The following is an 18259-nucleotide window of genomic DNA, read 5'->3' as shown; positions in this document are numbered from 1 at the left end:
GAAACTTGCCTCAATTACACTCGGTATCCTATGTTATGATAAAAGGGTTGAAAAAGGAGTGGAAGAAATCATGAATCGTGAACAATCTACTAAACTGCATGAACAAGCTTATGAAGTCATTGTAGGGGGCGTAAACAGCCCTTCCCGTTCGTTTAAGGCCGTTGGTGGCGGTTCTCCTGTCGTCATGACCAAAGCACAAGGAGCTTATTTCTGGGACGCAGATGGCAATAAATATATAGATTATTTGGCAGCGTACGGTCCCATTATTACTGGACATGCTCACCCACACGTTACGAAAGCAATCGTGGATGCTGCACAAAACGGCACCCTGTATGGAACGCCTACACCTTGGGAGATTACCTTTGCTGAAATGATTCGTGAAGCAATCCCTTCCATGGAACGTATTCGCTTTAATAACTCAGGTACAGAATCTGTTATGACATGCATTCGTGTGGCTCGTGCTTACACCAATCGTACGAAAATTATTAAATTCGCTGGCTGCTATCACGGACATTCTGATTTAGTACTGGTAGCTGCTGGTTCTGGTCCATCAACGCTAGGAATTCCTGACAGCGCTGGTATCCCACAAAGTATTGCCAATGAAGTCATCACCGTTCCATTTAATAATGTAGAGGCTTATAAAGAAGCGCTAGAAAAATGGGGCCATGAAATTGCAGCTGTTTTGGTTGAGCCTATCGTCGGTAACTTTGGAATCGTTATGCCACACGATGGCTTCTTGCAAGAAGTGAATCGCCTGACACACGAAGCTGGAGCCCTTGTAGTATATGACGAAGTAATCACTGCCTTCCGCTTCTGCTATGGTGGAGCGCAGAATCTACTTGGAGTCGAGCCTGATTTAACTGCATTGGGTAAAATTATTGGCGGTGGCTTACCAATTGGCGCATATGGCGGTCGACGTGAAATAATGGAGCAAGTCGCACCACTTGGACCTGCTTATCAAGCTGGTACGCATGCCGGAAACCCTGCCTCCATTAAAGCAGGTATCGCTTGCTTAGAAGTGCTGAAACAACCGGGTGTATATGAAGAACTAGATCGTCTAGGCACAATGCTGGAAGCTGGTATCAGTCAAGCTGCGGAGAGCCATGGCATAACTATTCGTATTAATCGCGTAAAAGGGGCATTAGCTGTCTACTTTACCGATGTAACCGTTACAGATTATGATGGAGCCCAAAGTGCTGATGGAGAACAGTTTGCCCAATTCTTCCGTTTGTTATTGGACGAGGGTATTTGCCTTGCACCGTCTAAATACGAAGCTTGGTTTGTCACAACAGCTCATACCGAAGCAGACATTACTGAAACTATCGGTGCAGTAAATCGTTGCTTTGCTAAAATGGCACAAAAATAAAGAAATCTAGTCAATAGACCTCCCACAGCTTTAATGATGGGAGGTTTTTTCACGCCAACCCTTTCAGCTCAATGGAAGAGTTATGCTTCGTTTTTGTAGAAATTGGTTTAGCAAAAATGGAAAAAACCTAGCGGACAACTTCTCGTCTTAGCGGGAAAACTAATCTTGTTTTCACTCAAAATGAGCTAACACAGGAGGGCTTTTCAATGTCAAGAGGTAAAAATGACTTCCCACAAGCACCCGAACAAACCTTTACTGATCCCAAAATGAGTGCAAAACCACTGGAATTTCTAAGCTTCCAAAATCCACGTAAAACAGAGCATCACAAAACAGAAAAGCAGGATCATTAAAGAAAATAGCCCCCTTTAGTGGGGGTTATTTTTTGTATAATTTATACAAAAAAATAGCAAAATATTGCTTAATCACTCAGTAAATACACGATTATCAGAAAAAAAGTTTGCATAAAAACGCTTACATTTGTATAATTAACTGTTTTGTTATTGTTTTGCCTGCCCTTTTCATGTTATTCTCAATTGTAAATACCATTATGCTTCCCCTATTTGCTACAAGAACATCCACGTTGAGGTCTACTCCTCTAAAAAGAATCTACACCCAACTGTCTTTAGAATAACTAAGGAGGTGGAGGTCAGACCTGCTGACCGTTACTATGCAAAAGAGAAATGAAAAGCATACGCAAACTAATAACTTTCGGAATTATCACACAACAGAACACGATAGCTGCGGAATTATCTGTATTATTGAGAAAACAGGAAAACCTACAAGAAAAAACGTAGATGAAACCATTCGTTCCCTCGTTCAAATGGAGCATCGCTCTGGATTTATTGATGGAGAAGGTGATGGATGTGGTGTTTTAACCGATATCCCACGCAATATTTGGGAAAAATATTTGGAAAAATCAATATTTGAAAGCGATCTGGCGTATGATCCTACCTTTGCTGTTGCCCATATTTTCGTTCCACGCAAAGGATATGAAGTAGAAAAAGTCCAAGAAGGAATTGGTTTGCTTATTAAAAAGCATGGACTAACCATTCTAACTGAGCGTGAAAATCAAGTCCATTCGGACGTATTAGGAAAAAACGGAAGGCAAGATGAGCCACTTTTTTGGCAAATCGCCTTAATGCCAAACCAAGCTACCCAGACGATTACTCTAACTCCAGAACAGTATGCTAGCAAATTATTTGACCTACACATTGAAATTGAAGATACCTATCATGTACATGTTGCTTCCCTCAGCAGTCGCACCGCTTCTTACAAACTAATGGGCGCAGCAAACATCTTGCCCCGCTATTTCGTAGATTTGGCTGATTCATCCTTCACCTCCACTGTTACGATCGGTCATAATCGCTACTCAACCAACACATTATCTAACTTTTTCCGAGTCCAGCCTTTTTCTTTATTAGGGCACAATGGTGAAATTAATACCATTAGTAAACTAGAAGAAGAGGCCAGTATGCTACAAGTTCCGTTAGTGGAAGGCGGTAGTGACTCTCAAAATCTAAACCGTACCATTGAAACCTTTATTCATCGCTATGGATTAACCCTGTTTGAGTCCTTAGAAGTTATTTTCCCACCAATACACAATGAAATGAAATTGTTATCTCATGATTTACAGGATTTATACACTTATTTACGACAGGCTTGGGGGCACTTTGCTCAGGGTCCTGCGGGAATCGTCTCTCGCTACGCGGATCAATGCGTATTTAGTGTAGACTCCTTGGGATTGCGCCCCGTCTGGATGGTAGAAAGCGAACAATCACTCTATTTCTCCTCCGAACAAGGCATTATTCCTGTCTCAGAGATGGTTAGCGAACCAAAATCATTAGCACCTGGGGAAAAAATTGGTGTCCAACTAAACCAACAAGGCATCACAATTCATAGTCATTCTTCATTACGAGAGCTTGTCGTAGCTAGCTTCCAGACAAAGATTGCCTGTCAACACTTCCGTCAGCACTTACATTATGCTTATCACAGTGAATCAGTCCCTGCCTCCTATGATTATGAGGCCCCCACCGCTCAAATATTCAGTGCTTTTGGCTGGGATCGGGAACAAATCCAACTGATTGAGCAAATGGCTTCTAATGGTGCGGAACCGATTCGCTCCCTTGGTTATGATGGACCACTCGCATCCCTTTCAAAAGAACGTCAGAATATCAGCGATTATATCAAAGAAAGTGTAGCGGTTGTAACCAATCCGGCTATTGACAGAGACCGTGAAATAGAGCATTTTTCAACCCGTGTGGTCTTAGGAAAACGCTCATTACTCTCACAGAAAGAGACAACACCACACACTCGTATGGAGATCGCTTCACCCTTACTAGTAGAAGGACAATCGTTTCAAGAGCTTGCTTCTCCTCAAGGAATGATGACCTTAGAACAAATTATTTCTACTTTTCATAAAAATCCACACAGTGTAGTCGTCTTGCCAACCGTATTCCGAGAAGCAGAACGTTTGTCAGAAGCATTGGAACGACTTGCACAAGAAGCCTGTCAAGCTGTCGAAAAAGGGGCATCCTTGCTGATTCTTGATGACTCAATGGCCCATCTAGACAACCAATATTTTATCGATCCTTTGCTAGTAACAGCCCAAATAGACAGAGCACTCAAACAAACGGAAGCACCTACCAAGAACCTGCGACGCCAAGTAAGTATCATCGTTCGCTCTGGTGCTATTCGTTCCTTGCATGATATCGCTCTTCTGTTGGGAAGCGGTGCAGAGGCAGTGGCTCCACATGTGTTGTTTGCCACTGTATATGCAAAAGGTGGCACAGCATCTGTTAGTAATCTATTTACAGCTTTAACCAAAGGTCTAGAAAAAGTAACGTCAACAATCGGTATTCACGAGCTACGTGGCTATGGACGCCTCTTCTCTGCCATAGGTATTAGTACAGAGGTTGCAAACATCTTAGAGATTCCAACCTTCTGTGGCTCGGATAAAGCTGGCTTGTCACTTGAGCAGTTAGAAATGGAAAGTCGTCAACGCTACGAATTGTATAGGGACGAAAAAGCGCGTGAGGCACGAACATTTCATTTATTCCCGCGTTTATGGAAAGCTATTGGTCAAATTGCCAGTGCCGAAATTCCTTATGCAGATTACGCGTTAAAGCTAGAAGAAAACGAACAGGAAAACCCCATTTCTATTCGTCATTTAACTGATATTGCTTATGAAAAAGGACATAGTCAGCAAGATTCGGCTCACATTCAGCCTAATCAAGTGGACAACAGCGTGGGTGAGCATTCGTTACCATTTATGATTTCTTCCATGTCATTTGGTTCACAGAATGAAACAGCCTTCCGAGCTTATGCAGAAGCAGCCGATCGCCTAAATATGATTTCCATGAACGGTGAGGGCGGAGAGATTAAAGACATGCTTGGTAAATATCCACGCACACGCGGTCAACAAATTGCATCGGGACGTTTTGGTGTAAATGTAGAATTGGCTAATTCTTCAAACTTATTGGAAATCAAGATTGGGCAAGGTGCTAAACCAGGAGAAGGCGGGCATTTGCCTGGCTCTAAAGTTACAGAAAAAATTGCAGCTGCCCGTAATGCTACTGTAGGGTCCGATCTAATTTCACCTTCCAACAACCATGACATCTACTCAATTGAAGATTTGGCTCAAATGATTACAGAACTAAAAACAGCCAATCATCAAGCAAAGGTATGCGTAAAAGTGCCAATCGTACCAAATATCGGGACCATTGCTGTCGGAGTAGCCAAAGCCGGTGCTGATTATATTACCTTATCAGGGTTTGACGGAGGTACAGGAGCTGCCCGTGTGCATGCCCTACAACACGTTGGACTGCCTGCCGAGATTGGTGTAAAAGCAGCTCATAATGCCTTATTGGAGGCTGGTCTACGCGACAAAGTAGAGTTATGGGCAGATGGTGGTGTCAAAAGTGCGCTGGATGTGGCTAAATTAATGATGTTAGGAGCCAATCGCATTGGATTTGCTACATTGGCCATGATCGCTGTAGGTTGTACCACCTGCCGAGGCTGTCATTTAGATACCTGTCATGTAGGAATAGCCACTCAAATTGACAATATGGAAGAAGCACATGAAAAAGGCTTACGTCGTTTTGTCCCTCGTCAATTAGATTTGGCAGTAGCTGGACTTACCAATCTGTTCACCCAATTGGGTCAGGAATTACAACGAATTACGGCTGTGCTTGGATTTACACATACACAAGATTTGGTTGGTCGATCCGATTTGTTGGTGCAAGCTCGCGGATTAAAACAAATGGATTTGGAGTCACTACTCTTAGTCCATCCTTTGTTTACTCCCAATCAACATCGTGAAGCTATTTATGAATCTACCGTTGCTAAGGTACTGGTAGCAGCAGGGTTAACGGAAAAAGCACAACAAAACCATGAAAAAGATCGTTATTTTAGTCCAGATCAACCCATTCTGGAAAAATTCTCTGCGATTTTGTCAGGAGAACGAGTACTTGGGAGTCGTTGGTCGGGGGCACGAGTCAAACCTTATTTGGACGGAAGCTATACGTCCTTGCCAGAAGTCTCTCTGCACCTTGATCAAGGTAGTGTTCCAGGAAACGGACTTGCAGCCTACAATGCGGAAGGAGTGCGAATTCGAGTGCAGGGTGGTGCGCAAGACGGCGTAGGTAAAACTAGCTTTGGAGGCATTGTTTCTATCCTCAAATCTAGGGGAGCCCACGGGCAGTATATAAACGGTTCTGTCGGTAAAAGCTTTTGCTACGGTGCGCAAAAAGGGCTATTCATCGTTCAAGGGAATGCCGACTCACGTGCCTGCATTCGTCTTTCCGGTGCAGATGTCGTGTTTGGAGGTGCCATTACTGAGCCCCTTCAGGATCAATTAGGAGGTTTAGGTGCTCGCTCCAATCTTAAAGGATTCGCTTTTGAATACATGACAAATGGGCGAGCAATCGTACTAGGTGATCCAGGTCCGTGGATTTGTGCCGGGATGACAGGTGGTACCGTATATGTCCGACTACAACCAGAATTAGGCTTTGATCAAGACGCCTTGGAACGCCGTATCGCCAAAGGAGCCAAAGTATTCATCTACAAGCTAGATTCCAAAGGTATCTCTGATGTGTCGGAGCTGTTAGGAAAATATAAAGAAGAGCTATTAGCCACAGAGCAATACGAGGAAGCAGTGCTTATTCAAAAATTATTGGAACAACCAGAAGCCCATTTTGTGCAAATTACACCAAAAAGAGAGCAAGCTGATCCGTCTGTGTCAACAGAGTAAGAAAAGAGGAGAGAAGAAGCAAGCCCTGTTCGCGGGCTTGCTTTTCTGGTTTCATCTTCTTTTTTTATGGTATTATCAAAATAAATGAAACCTTTCTTGATCTAATTCGTATGTAAATTAACGGATAAGACTGTATGACGCAACACAAGCAATTTCTTTAAATGTAAGATGTATTTTTGTGTCTTCTCACCATGTTTAGTGCACAATGAACATAGGATGAGAAAAGGACAAGAATTGATCATCATAGATAGGAGTGAATATACATGTTTTTTACCCCATGGACGCTATTAATTCTGGCAGCATTCGGTCTCACGATGTGGGCACAATTCCGTGTAAAAGGAACGTTTAGCAAATATTCGGAGGTACCTGTTTCCTCTGGAATGACCGGCGCAGAAGCCGCTCGACACATGCTCGATTCTAACGGCTTGTCTCATATTCCAGTCGAACATATACCAGGTACTCTTACAGACCACTATGACCCTATTTCTAAAACGGTACGCTTGTCGGACCCAGTGTATTTTAATGACTCCATCTCAGCAGTATCTGTAGCCTGCCATGAGGTAGGTCACGCGATTCAGCACAAGGTTGATTATCCGATGCTAGTTGCGAGACATCGCATTTTCCCGCTGGTAAATCTTACTTCTGGGATCGCTCCTTTCTTGCTACTGGGTGGTATCTTCTTGAAGGTTAGCGGTCTCTTCCTACTTGGGATCATTGCTTTTAGCGTGGCCGTTCTCTTCCAAGTCATTACATTGCCAGTTGAATTTAATGCTAGTAGCCGCGCCAAAGATCTTATGATTAAAATGGGCTATATCCGAAATTCAGAAGAGAGAGGAGTAAAGGCCGTACTTGGTGCTGCAGCTCTTACTTATGTAGCAGCAGCTCTCATGTCTGTGTTACAGTTGCTAGAGTATGTCTGGTTGTTTAGACGAGACAGCGACGACTAAATTGTACTTTGGTTGAATACACAAAAAGGCGTCCCATCAGGGGCGCCTTTTTTGTGTATTGGATGCATGTACTCTACTTCACACCAGGAATCGTATCAAGCTTCCATACGCCATTCTCTTGTTTAATACGTACAGAATAACCTTTAAAATCGACTTGATCGCCTTCTCCAGAAGGAACTTTAATCTCATACTCCCTGCCGTTTTGATTCTCTGTAATCATTTCTGCCTGTCCATTTGCCCATTGAAGCATACTACCTTTATCTGCGTTTGGTTGAGCAAGCTTTCCATCTTTTTCAATCAACTGAAGATTGGTCATTAGTTTATCACTTGTTGCTTTTGTATAGATATTCTCCAGATATTTCATCAATTTTTCTTTCGTATCAAGATCACTTCCTACATAACGATACTCCTTACCATCATGAGTAAAACTCTTGATTTCACCTGGTTCCATTTTACCACCTTGCAACACATACGCATATGCGTATGCTCCCTCTGCCGCCAACGCGACAGCTTCTTTTTCATCCATATTGGCATGCTTACTTCCAGCTGGTTTTGTAGGGTCAGTAGCTGGTTGAGTAGTCTCTGTCGATGTTGTTGGAGTTGTAGGCTTCTGGTCTGGCTGATTACCACTACAACCTGCCAAAGCTACTACTAGAGCTGATAAAAGTAGAAAGCCTGTCCATTTTTTCATGTTTGTTCACTCCTTTATCAGTAGGACGACGAAACGTATTAGCACGTTACGCCTTATCGCTCGACACCGCTTGAAATCCGTGTCGAACCACATATAAGAACCACAAAAAATTTAAAAAGAGGAGAATACTTGTCATTAAGAATACACCGTTCAGCCCTACATAGCCAGCCAAAAAGCCCCCCGTCATCGGTCCAAGCATATTGCCGAGACACAGAAAGCTATTATTATAGCCAAATACTCGACTAACCATATGACTTGGAGTAGCTTGTCGTAGCAACGAATTCACAGCTGGTAATAGACCACCTACGCATAATCCTGCCAGGAAACGTAAGATGAGCAACTGCCAGAACGATTGCACCATCGCCGTCGGAATATATACGATAGCAGATGCGAGTAAGCAGCCAAGCAATACCTTATGCGAACCAATGCGATCTCCCAGCTTTCCTAATTGAGGAGAGGCTAGCACATTAGCTACACCTGTCATAGCTGTAACCATCCCTGCAAAAAAAGCTACCTTATCACCACTGCCAATCAGCTCTTTAACAAAGATAGGCAAAATCGGAACAATTCCATTCAAAGCAAACTGAATGATTACAGTCACAGCAAACAGGACCGGCAACGTTTTGCTTGTAAACACCATCTTGAAGTCATCTCGCAGGCTTGTCTGTTCCGTTTTTGGCAAGGGTGTAAAATCTTCCTTTACAGTAAACGTAATGATGAGAGTAGCTATAAACAATAAACCACCTGTTACCATGAACACAGCACGGTACCCAACTAGATCGGCAAGCAAGCCCCCAAAGAAGGGCCCCATAATCGAACCAGATACAACGCAAGATTGCAAAATACCTAATGCCCAGCCTGAGCGCTCTTTAGGCACGCTAGAAGCTACTAAAGCATTACTGGCTGGGATGATTCCGCTAATCGTTCCGTTTAATAAACGCAGTAATAACAAATGCCACACATTACCTGCTAATCCGGTTAGACCAATTGTAATTGACATTAAAAAACCAGAGCGGAGTATCATAATTTTACGCCCATACTTATCTGCCAAGTTCCCCCATATCGGTGAAACTAGTCCAGCCGTCAAAAAGTTTGCACCAAATATGATCCCAGACCACAACGTTGCATCATTTGTGTCCGTGATATGTAATTCTTCTTGAATAAAGAGCGGGAGAAATGGCATAACCATACTCATTCCCACCATAACGATAAACAAAGCACCACAGAGAACAAACAAATTACGTTTCCAGATCTCCATACCCTCACTCCTTGCTTTAAGCCAGTGAAAAAGTCAGAGGCTGTTTTTTCTTTGTTGGATATAACTGGTCATGCTTTCATCGATATAGCTTCCTGATCCACATTGCCAAAATCCTGCACGTTCCACAAGGTATGATAAGCCCCTTGCTGCTGAAGTAATTCTTCATGTCTGCCCATCTCCACAATTCGACCATCTTTTAACACCACAATTTTGTCTGCATGGGTAATGGTAGATAAACGATGAGCCACAATAATAGTCGTTCTACCTTTTGCCAGATGAGCTAAGGATTCTTGAATCATGTGCTCTGATTCCAAATCTAATGCGGAAGTGGCTTCATCTAAAATTAAAATAGCAGGGTCCTTCAAAAAGACGCGGGCAATAGCAATACGTTGTTTCTGCCCACCAGAAAGCTTGACTCCTCTCTCACCTAATTCAGTGTCGTAGCCTTCCGATAGCTCACTAATAAAGTCATGCGCATTCGCCGCTTTAGCTGCTGCCAGCATCTCCTCTTCTGTTGCATCTGGATTCCCCATCGTAATATTGGTCCTAGCTGACTCACTAAACAGAATATTGTCCTGCATAACAATCCCAATCTGCTCTCGCAAGCTGTTTTGGGTAACGTCCCTTACATCTATGCCATCAATGAGGATACGTCCATGCGTCACATCCCAAAATCGTGGAATTAAACTAATAAGAGACGACTTTCCACCACCCGACATACCGACTAGCGCTACCGTTTCACCCGGTTCAATTCGTAAATGTACATCATGTAAAACCGGTTCATCTCCTTTGTTATAAGCAAATGTAACCTGTTCAAACTCTACACGCCCGCTAATCCGTTTGGTTTCAGAGTTCACGGGCAATGTACAAGCTCCAGGTCGATCTACGACATCATACTTTTCATCAATAAATTCAAACATGCGATCCATAGAAGCGATCGCTTGTGTCAATGTGGTCGATGAATTAACAACTCGTCTAAGTGGTGTATATAGACGCTCCAGATAAGCGTAAAAAGCCATTAGCGTTCCAATAGTCAATGCGTCTTGGATGACTTGATAACCTGCAAATCCAATAACTAAAAGCGGCGCAATATCAGTTATAGAGTTGACCACAGAAAACGTATAGGCATTCCAGCTAGTTTGCTCTAAGGCTTTATCAAGGAATCTTTGATTTTTCTTTTCAAATTGTTTGGCTTCATACTCTTCCAAAGCAAAACTACGAGTAACGGAAATTCCATTAACTCGTTCATGCAAATGCCCCTGTAATTCTGCTAGCCTCTGCGAACGATCTCTGGTTAATTGGCGCAATCTCTTGTAAAAATACTTAATCGAGAATCCATACAAAGGAAATACAACAATAGCAATCATAGTTAGTTTTACGTCCATAAATAACATAATGGAAAGCGTAATAAGAATAGTCACCAAATCTAGCCAAATGTTCATAAGACCCGTTTCAATAAAACTTTTGGTCTGCTCTACGTCATTTACCACTCGTGATATAATCTCGCCCACTTTATGATTGTTATAAAAACGCATGGATAATTTCTGTAGGTGGCTAAATAATTGATTACGAATATCAAACAAAACACGACTAGATATCCATTGTGCGTAATATTGGCGATAATACTCTACCGGAGCTCGCACGATTGTAAACAGAAAGAAAGCTGCACCCATTAACCAAAACAGTTGATTTAGCTTATCTTCCTTGGGCATTGTACCAGTAACTAAAGTGTCTATCACGTATTTGAGAATTAATGGCATTAGTAATGGGATTCCAAATTTTACAATACCGATGCCAATAGTTACAAAAATTTTCCCTTTGTAAGGTCCCACATAATGTAGATATCTGCGTATGCTACTCATAGCATCCCCCCTGCTGTCAGTGTGAAAGATGGATGCGCCTCTTTTTCCCGAAGCCTAAGTCTCTGTGACCCGATTTTACACTAGATAAAGGGTATTGTCTTGTTGCCAAGTATATGGTAACAGCCCTTTTACCCGGTTTCTTCCGTTTTCTAACTATTGTAGGCGTGTTTGATTGAAAAATACCCCTGTTATCGTTGCCAAATTTCGCTTGACCGATAACAGGGGTGTGTCCGTTACATATAATTGCTCAATCTTCATCATGGTGTTTCAACAGCTGGTAACGTTCATACCACCTCTGAACAAACCCGTTCTGGAAAGGCCCACGTCTCGCTTTGATCCATTCCAAAACCTCATCCAACGCCAAATGAACCCGTTCTTTCACATATGGCGGGTAATTCATTTGTCCGCTATGTAGGGCATATTCTTCTTCATCCAATACCGTATAGGTCATATCTGGGTAGATTTTCACATCCAGATCATAGTCAATGTAGCTGAGTAAATTTCCTTTTAAGCTGAAAGGAGAACCGATATTACAGTAATAGTAAATCCCGTCATCCCGCATCATGGCTAGAATATTAAACCATTGACCACGTCCAAATGTACAGATTGCAGGCTCTCTGGTACGCCATTCACGCCCATCAGACTCTGTGACTTTGACACGATCATTACCGGCTATCACCACTGCATCGCTTGTATGAATAAGCGTAGTGCGATCCCAAGTACGATGTAAGGACTGATTATGTTTGAAGCTTTCAATGCGTATAATGGATCCTGGTACTTGCGACGACATGACTCTCCCCTTTCTCAAATTTTGTACCCTCCAGAAATATTTCCTTAGAAAGAAATCTTTTTGGAAAGCGTAATATACTGTTGTAACTCATATCCCATAGTTTGGTAAAAGGGCAACACGCGTTCATTTGCCTGATTTACCATGATAAGAATCTGATTGACGCCACGTTGATGAAAACGATTCTCTAGAGCTTCCACTAGCTTACGACCTATGCCCAATCCTTGGGAAGAAAGCGAAACAGCTAAACGATAAAAATAAGCACGCGTTCCATCTATCGTGCCGACAATAACACCTACAACTTCTCCATCTTCCTCAGCCACCATAACCAAGTCGCTGTCCCAAGCCAATTGTTTGGCAAGAGAATCCATCGTTTCCATATCAGTCCGATCTAATTCTGTTTCTTGCCAAATACGAGTAATTGCCGCATAATCGCCCAGACGAAACGTCCGAATAATCATAATAGGCGCCTCCCTTAGACGGGCTTCATTTTTCTATTGTACACTACCGAGGAAAGTTTGTCCCCTTAAACACACCTAACATTGTAGCAGTTTTCTAACAGGAACTAAACCAGTAAAGAAATACCGCCATCAACAATAATTGTCTGTCCGCAAATCATTTTAGCTTGGTCTGATAACAAGAAAATCGCCGCATTTGCAAGATCCTCTTCTTCTACCATGCGACCTACTGGAGTGCGGTTAGCGGATGCTTCTAATAACTCTTCTCGGTTTGGGAAATGCTTTAATGCACCTGTATCAACAACGCCACCGGAAACAGCATTTACAGAGATATTATAAGGTGCTAGTTCTACAGCAAGATAACGCGTTAAAGCCTCTACAGCAGCCTTGGAGACCCCCACAGTTGTATAGTTTTCAATAACACGAATAGAGCCCAGACTGGACAAGCTCACAATTTTACCACCATCATTTGTCTTTTGCATCAATTTCGCTGCCTCTTGCGCACAGAATAATAAAGCTTTACTGTTAATTTCCATAGTCCAATCCCAGTGACTCTCTTCTAGTTCCATTAAAGGTCGTAGTACACCGGACGCTGCATTGTTAACGAGAATATCCAAACGACCAAATACCTCATCTATCTCTTTAAACATTTCTTTGATTTTTGCAACATCTCCAACATTGGTTTTCACCAAATGAACGCGAACACCTTTCGCTTCCAGTTCTGCTGCTGTTTCTCTAGCTGCTGTACGATTGCGTAAATAGTTAATCACTAAATCATAGCCTTGATCTGCTAACTGATGAGCAATTGCCTTCCCAATGCCCCTTGTTCCACCTGTAACTAACGCGACTTTACCATTTCGACTCATATATTTCTTCCCTTCCCTCTAGAAAAATAAAAAATGAACGTTCCATCTACCAGCTATTAACATCTGGTACTAATTGACTTCTATATTATACAGGCTATGTCAGCCTATCGCTACGTGCAAATGCAGGTGAGGTGTAGCCTCCATAACCCAATTATTGTAAACTATTTTATATTTTTTTCGGAATTTAATTTTTTTTCATAAATGATTGATTTTATACTTTACAAATTGAAAATAATACCATACTATTAAGAAATAACAGCAACCATTTGGAAAGGAGGTACAGAAAATGATGATTATGGGAATCTTAACACAATTAGTTGGCAACAATAGTGCTATGCATAATTTCATAACATCTTCTCTCCTTGCTTCCCGACAGGTGATGGTTGTTTAGCCATTCTTTATACCTGATAAGTAGATCGTAGGAGAGGTATCTCTTGCGGTGCTTATTCACTTTACACGCCCAGACCGTGAGATACCCATATCTTACGGTCTTTTTATGTTCTTATTTCGTACCTATTGAAAGGGGGTGACATGAATCATGGTATTTCATTTTTTAATGTTTTCCGTTCAGATTAAGCGCAACAAGCAACCTGTTGAACGACAAACAGAACTTCATTTTCAAGAGCAATGGATTAAGGAACGCGATGAAAAACGATACATGTTAGACGCTCAAACGCCGTATATTATGTAAGTATTCTTAATTTGAATGGGGGAATGTTGGGATGAGAAATGTTAAACGTAAACAACGCATGAAATTTGTAGGTGTAAAGGCGCTAGATGGGACCTGACTGGATGAACAAAAAATAAAAGGAGGATGTGCACTGTGCATATTCCAATGATCTTTTTTACTATTATCATTGAACGTAAAAAGAAATCACCAGAGAAAACATACCGAGATTATATCCAACTTAAACGTATTGAAAAAATTCGTGAAGATAACCAACAACGTTGCATGGAGCATCATTATTTAATGAATCGATTCTAAAAAATCAGAGTAGGCATGTAAAGCCCCCTTTTTTGTGAAGGGGGCTTTACCATTTATCAATTTTCTTACTTCTCCAATACCTCGGCTATTATCTTATTGTGTAATACTGGGAATGCGTATTGCTCCATTTCCACTGAGGTAACAAACACAGCATTCTCTTTTAGCAGCTCACCTGACATGTGCTCCATCACATAGACATCCACATTCCAATGCAAATGTGAGAAGGTATGCTGTACATTCATCAGATAATCCCCCAAAGCTACTTCAAGACCATACTCTTTTTCCAAGAAACGTAGCAATTGCTCCTCGTCATCGTTTGTACCTGCATGCTCTATCATTGGAAATTCCCATAATCCAGCTAATAATCCCTGTTCAGGGCGCTTTTGTATGAGGAATTGGGCTCCTCGTTTAACCACCACTGTTAGTAATTGGACCGGACGCGGCGGCTTTGCTTTTCCTTTGACAGGCAACGTATCCTGCACGCCTTCCCTTCTAGCCAGACAATAATCAAATACGGGACAGGTTAGGCATTGTGGATTCTTAGGTAGACAAACGAGTGCACCTAATTCCATAATTGCTTGGTTGAAATCACCTGCTCGTCCAATTGGAATCGTTTGTTTCACTAGTTGTTCCATTTTCACACGTGTTGCTGGTTTAGCAATATCATCATCCATAAGTAAAAGTCTGGAAAATACACGCATTACATTTCCGTCCACTGCTGGCACAGGCACTTCGTAAGCTATACTTAAAATAGCTCCCGCTGTGTATGGTCCCACACCCTTTAATTTAGAAATTTTTTCAGGTGTGTCAGGAACAACGCCTCCATAGGAAACTGTGACTTCACGAGCTGCGGCTTGTAAGTTCCTTGCTCGGGAATAATACCCTAGTCCCTCCCATGCTTTTAGAACATCTTCTTCAGGAGCGACAGCTAATGCTTCCACTGTAGGGAATTTTTGCATAAAATTTTGATAGTAGGGTTTAACGGTTTCTACACGGGTCTGCTGTAGCATAATTTCTGATACCCAGACACGATATGGATCTCGATTTATTCGCCATGGTAAGTCGCGCTTTTGGGCATCATACCAGTATAAGAGATCTTGAGCAAAATCAAATGCTTGAAATTCATCGGGCAGCGTATAAATGGTTGGTTGTTTTTTTCTTGTCATGCTTTTTCTCTGTTTCCCCTTTGCTCATTCAGGTTACATCTAATCAATATATTGCAATTCGTGCAAAGATCATCTATTCCCATCTTGCCAAAAAAAAGAGATTTGAACAAGCGATCTCCTACATTTGCCATCCTAAACGTATTGTTTATGCTATATGTAGAAAGAAAGTATAGCTTTTTTCTCGAAAGCATTGAAGAATCACGTTAGTTGTGCCATAATTTTTCCACCATCCCCGTGCGAAAGGAGAAATCTTCTAGTGGATACTGCCACGCATTTTGCCATCGGTTTTGGTTTAGCTGCTCTTGCTCACTTAGATCCTGTTGTAGCAAACGATCCTGGTTTAGCTGAAGCGGTAATGATTGGAACAGTCATTGGTCAACAAGCACCCGATTTTGACGGTTTTACTCGTCTACTCGGTAATGCAACATATATTCGCAACCATCGGGGAGCCTCTCATTCGATCCCCGCTATTTTTATCTGGACACTTTCCATTTGTGGACTTATCCAATTCTTTATGCCGCAACAACATTGGGGGCATTTACTTGGTTGGACATTCTTTGCTGTCTTTCTACATGTATTTGTCGATATATTTAATGCCTACGGAACGCAGGCACTGCGACCCTTTAATCGAAAATGGGTTGCTCTTTGTACTATGTTTATCTTTGATCCACTAATTTTTGCCTTGCATATCATCGGTCTGTTATTATGGGCTGCTGGTGCTGAGCCTGGGAAGCTGTTCCTGGTTATTTACCTGTTTATTGCCTTGTATTATGTAAAAAGATATCGGGTCCACGCACGCGAGGTAACCTATCTTCAATCCTCTTTGGGGCTAGAAGGAGAGTACACACTGATTCCTACTTATTCATGGAGTCAGTGGACGTTCGTAGTAAAAACGTCTCAGCAATGGTATGTAGGGGAGATGCATCAAGATTCAGAACCACTGGTGCTTGATATTTTTCCAATTCCAAAAGTGGAGCCAGATCTTATTACCATCACTAGACAGGATAAAAAAGTGCAGGCTTTTCTTTCCTTTACCCACCATGTGCATGCTGAAGTGATTCAACGTTCATTTGGCTATGAAGTAAAATGGAAAGATTTACGCTATCGTGCTAAGCATATGGGTAAATCCCACTACATGCTGGTAGCCGTGGTTTATCTAGATCAAGATAAGCAAATTCGTGATTCGTTTGTAGGCTGGATTCACCACAGTGAAGACCAATTAACAAAAAAATTAAACCCTAAAAAAGAGATTCAAGTTAATTAAGATGGAAAAAGCTCCTCGTCAATGAGGAGCTTTTTCTCTTTGTTCCTTCTATGGTCAGGATTTATTTTGTCTGCTCGTAGCTGGTTCTACATGAATCAACATACGTTCAATACCATTAAAACCTTTCAGATAATCTTCAATTTTATCCGTGACATCATGACTCTCTGCTACTGTCAGTGATGAAGGTACCTCTATGATACAATCAACATGAACAGCACTTCCGTGATAGCGTGCCCGTAAATCAGTCACTCGGCTAACACCATTCACTTCCAGGATTCGATCATGTATCTCTTGCCATTTATCTTCCTCAAAGGCATCCATCAAGCTGTCAACTGCTTGTTTTCCAACCACATATGCCGTCTTAATAATTAGTAAGCCCACAATGAGCGCCACCAAGGCGTCCGCCCATAACCACCCCAGTCGAGCTGCACCAATACCAATCAAAGTCCCTATACTGATGATCGCGTCGCTTCGATTATCATAAGCGGCAGTCATGACTGCCAAATTATCTGTTTCTTTTGCGATAGCCATATTGTAGCGAGATAAGAGATATAAAATGAGGGCACCACCCAAAGCTACATACATGGATAAAGAATCGGGAGCTATTACTTGCGCTTCTGGCCTCCATAATTTCATGAAAGCATCTCGTAACACTTCTATTCCTACCACTGCCATCATAAAAGCCGCTAATAGAGCTGCTGTCGTTTCTGCACGAAAATGTCCATATCGATGATTGTGATCGGCTGGCTTTTGGGAAATATACATACCGATCATCAGAGCAATTGACGCCAGTACATCTGAGACGTTATTCCATCCATCTGCTGTCAACGCCTCAGATTGTGCAAACATACCCGCCAAGATCTTACTGACAGACAGGATTAAATAAAGGAAGATGCTAATTTTAATGGCTTTGCTTCCCTTTTTGTATTTCAGGAGTTTGGTGCCCCCTTCTAAACTTTCCACAGTCAATCCTCCTCATACCAAACTTTCTATCTTTATGGTAACGACTGAAAACCGTGTTAGTCTAGAGAAACGTTTTTGCAAAAAGGCAGGATTGCATCTGTAAGGAAAAAAAATTGCCTGAGGGAAACTTTATATAAAAAATGAAATCGGATCATGCCTGAAAATCTCATACAGAGAGAAGTGGAAACGAAACCCTTCCTCCTTAGATTTATTTATATCTAGGAGGTAAGAAAAACGTGAGAAGAACAGTAGAAAATGATGGGTTCCATATGTGAATTTGTGCTGGATTCGTTTTATGGACGAACTCTCGCGTCTCTTATAACCTAGCCTTTTGAAGACATACGCTTACTTGTTATTACTTTACAAATCAAAAAAGGTAAGCATTCCTACTAGACATG

12 protein-coding genes and 1 pseudogene are annotated in these 18259 nt (G+C 41.9%); 4 read left to right on the top strand and 9 right to left on the bottom strand.

Annotated elements, in window-relative coordinates; translation table 11 throughout:
- The first annotated feature begins 70 nt into the window (after window positions 1-70).
- The 3 genes from EEL30_10075 to EEL30_10065 all read left to right on the top strand — a co-directional run bounded on the left by EEL30_10075 (window position 71) and on the right by EEL30_10065 (window position 7561).
- Window positions 71-1366, top strand: a complete 1296-nt coding sequence (locus EEL30_10075; protein QDX92640.1) for a glutamate-1-semialdehyde 2,1-aminomutase — start codon at window positions 71-73, stop codon at window positions 1364-1366.
- Window positions 1367-2033: 667 nt separating this feature from the next.
- Window positions 2034-6614, top strand: a complete 4581-nt coding sequence (locus EEL30_10070; GenBank protein ID QDX92639.1) for a glutamate synthase — start codon at window positions 2034-2036, stop codon at window positions 6612-6614.
- 263 nt (window positions 6615-6877) lie between these two features.
- Window positions 6878-7561, top strand: coding sequence for a zinc metallopeptidase (locus tag EEL30_10065; GenBank protein QDX92638.1), 684 nt, complete (start codon window positions 6878-6880; stop codon window positions 7559-7561).
- A 73-nt stretch (window positions 7562-7634) separates the two neighbouring features.
- On the opposite strand, the gene EEL30_10060 is transcribed toward EEL30_10065, so the two are convergent.
- The 8 genes and pseudogenes from EEL30_10060 to mutY form a co-directional block, all read right to left on the bottom strand.
- Entirely contained in the window at window positions 7635-8252 is a 618-nt protein-coding gene (locus tag EEL30_10060) for a hypothetical protein (GenBank protein QDX92637.1), read from the bottom strand.
- A 46-nt stretch (window positions 8253-8298) separates the two neighbouring features.
- The gene (locus tag EEL30_10055; GenBank protein ID QDX92636.1) at window positions 8299-9510 is read right to left on the bottom strand and encodes an MFS transporter; all 1212 of its coding nucleotides are present in this window, start codon (window positions 9508-9510) and stop codon (window positions 8299-8301) included.
- A gap of 68 nt (window positions 9511-9578) precedes the next feature.
- A complete protein-coding gene (locus EEL30_10050) occupies window positions 9579-11372 on the bottom strand; it encodes an ABC transporter ATP-binding protein (protein ID QDX92635.1) in 1794 nt (597 codons plus the stop codon).
- A pseudogene (locus EEL30_10045) lies at window positions 11369-11613 on the bottom strand (hypothetical protein). Before EEL30_10045 ends, EEL30_10050 begins: the two are co-directional and overlap by 4 nt.
- Window positions 11614-11619: 6 nt before the next feature.
- A complete protein-coding gene (locus EEL30_10040; protein QDX92634.1) occupies window positions 11620-12162 on the bottom strand; it encodes a DUF402 domain-containing protein in 543 nt (180 codons plus the stop codon).
- 44 nt (window positions 12163-12206) lie between these two features.
- Window positions 12207-12620 carry a GNAT family N-acetyltransferase gene (locus EEL30_10035; protein ID QDX92633.1) on the bottom strand — a complete coding sequence of 138 codons (414 nt, stop codon included), beginning with the start codon at window positions 12618-12620 and terminating at the stop codon, window positions 12207-12209.
- 104 nt (window positions 12621-12724) lie between these two features.
- On the bottom strand, window positions 12725-13483 hold the full coding sequence (fabL, locus tag EEL30_10030; protein ID QDX92632.1) for an enoyl-[acyl-carrier-protein] reductase FabL: 759 nt from the start codon (window positions 13481-13483) through the stop codon (window positions 12725-12727).
- 1050 nt (window positions 13484-14533) lie between these two features.
- The gene (gene mutY, locus EEL30_10025) at window positions 14534-15634 is read right to left on the bottom strand and encodes an A/G-specific adenine glycosylase (protein QDX92631.1); all 1101 of its coding nucleotides are present in this window, start codon (window positions 15632-15634) and stop codon (window positions 14534-14536) included.
- 256 nt (window positions 15635-15890) lie between these two features.
- Here mutY and EEL30_10020 point away from each other — a divergent pair, with 256 nt between their 5' ends.
- Entirely contained in the window at window positions 15891-16898 is a 1008-nt protein-coding gene (locus EEL30_10020; protein QDX92630.1) for a metal-dependent hydrolase, read from the top strand.
- Window positions 16899-16952: 54 nt separating this feature from the next.
- Here EEL30_10020 and EEL30_10015 read toward each other — a convergent pair whose 3' ends face one another.
- The gene (locus EEL30_10015; GenBank protein ID QDX92629.1) at window positions 16953-17861 is read right to left on the bottom strand and encodes a cation transporter; all 909 of its coding nucleotides are present in this window, start codon (window positions 17859-17861) and stop codon (window positions 16953-16955) included.
- Between the last annotated feature and the right edge of the window lie 398 nt (window positions 17862-18259).

Origin of the sequence: Brevibacillus laterosporus (assembly GCA_007833815.1) — a bacterium.
Lineage (GTDB): Bacteria > Bacillota > Bacilli > Brevibacillales > Brevibacillaceae > Brevibacillus_B > Brevibacillus_B laterosporus_D.
This window is presented reverse-complemented; position numbering and strand designations above follow the sequence as displayed.

Bases quoted from the DNA above. Each gene is read 5' to 3' on its own strand.
- EEL30_10075 (QDX92640.1), top strand. From the start codon at position 71: ATGAATCGTGAACAATCTACTAAACTGCATGAACAAGCTTATGAAGTC.
- EEL30_10070 (QDX92639.1), top strand. From the start codon at position 2,034: ATGCAAAAGAGAAATGAAAAGCATACGCAAACTAATAACTTTCGGAAT.
- EEL30_10065 (QDX92638.1), top strand. From the start codon at position 6,878: ATGTTTTTTACCCCATGGACGCTATTAATTCTGGCAGCATTCGGTCTC.
- EEL30_10060 (QDX92637.1), bottom strand. From the start codon at position 8,252: ATGAAAAAATGGACAGGCTTTCTACTTTTATCAGCTCTAGTAGTAGCT.
- EEL30_10055 (QDX92636.1), bottom strand. From the start codon at position 9,510: ATGGAGATCTGGAAACGTAATTTGTTTGTTCTCTGTGGTGCTTTGTTT.
- EEL30_10050 (QDX92635.1), bottom strand. From the start codon at position 11,372: ATGAGTAGCATACGCAGATATCTACATTATGTGGGACCTTACAAAGGG.
- EEL30_10040 (QDX92634.1), bottom strand. From the start codon at position 12,162: ATGTCGTCGCAAGTACCAGGATCCATTATACGCATTGAAAGCTTCAAA.
- EEL30_10035 (QDX92633.1), bottom strand. From the start codon at position 12,620: ATGATTATTCGGACGTTTCGTCTGGGCGATTATGCGGCAATTACTCGT.
- fabL (QDX92632.1), bottom strand. From the start codon at position 13,483: ATGAGTCGAAATGGTAAAGTCGCGTTAGTTACAGGTGGAACAAGGGGC.
- mutY (QDX92631.1), bottom strand. From the start codon at position 15,634: ATGACAAGAAAAAAACAACCAACCATTTATACGCTGCCCGATGAATTT.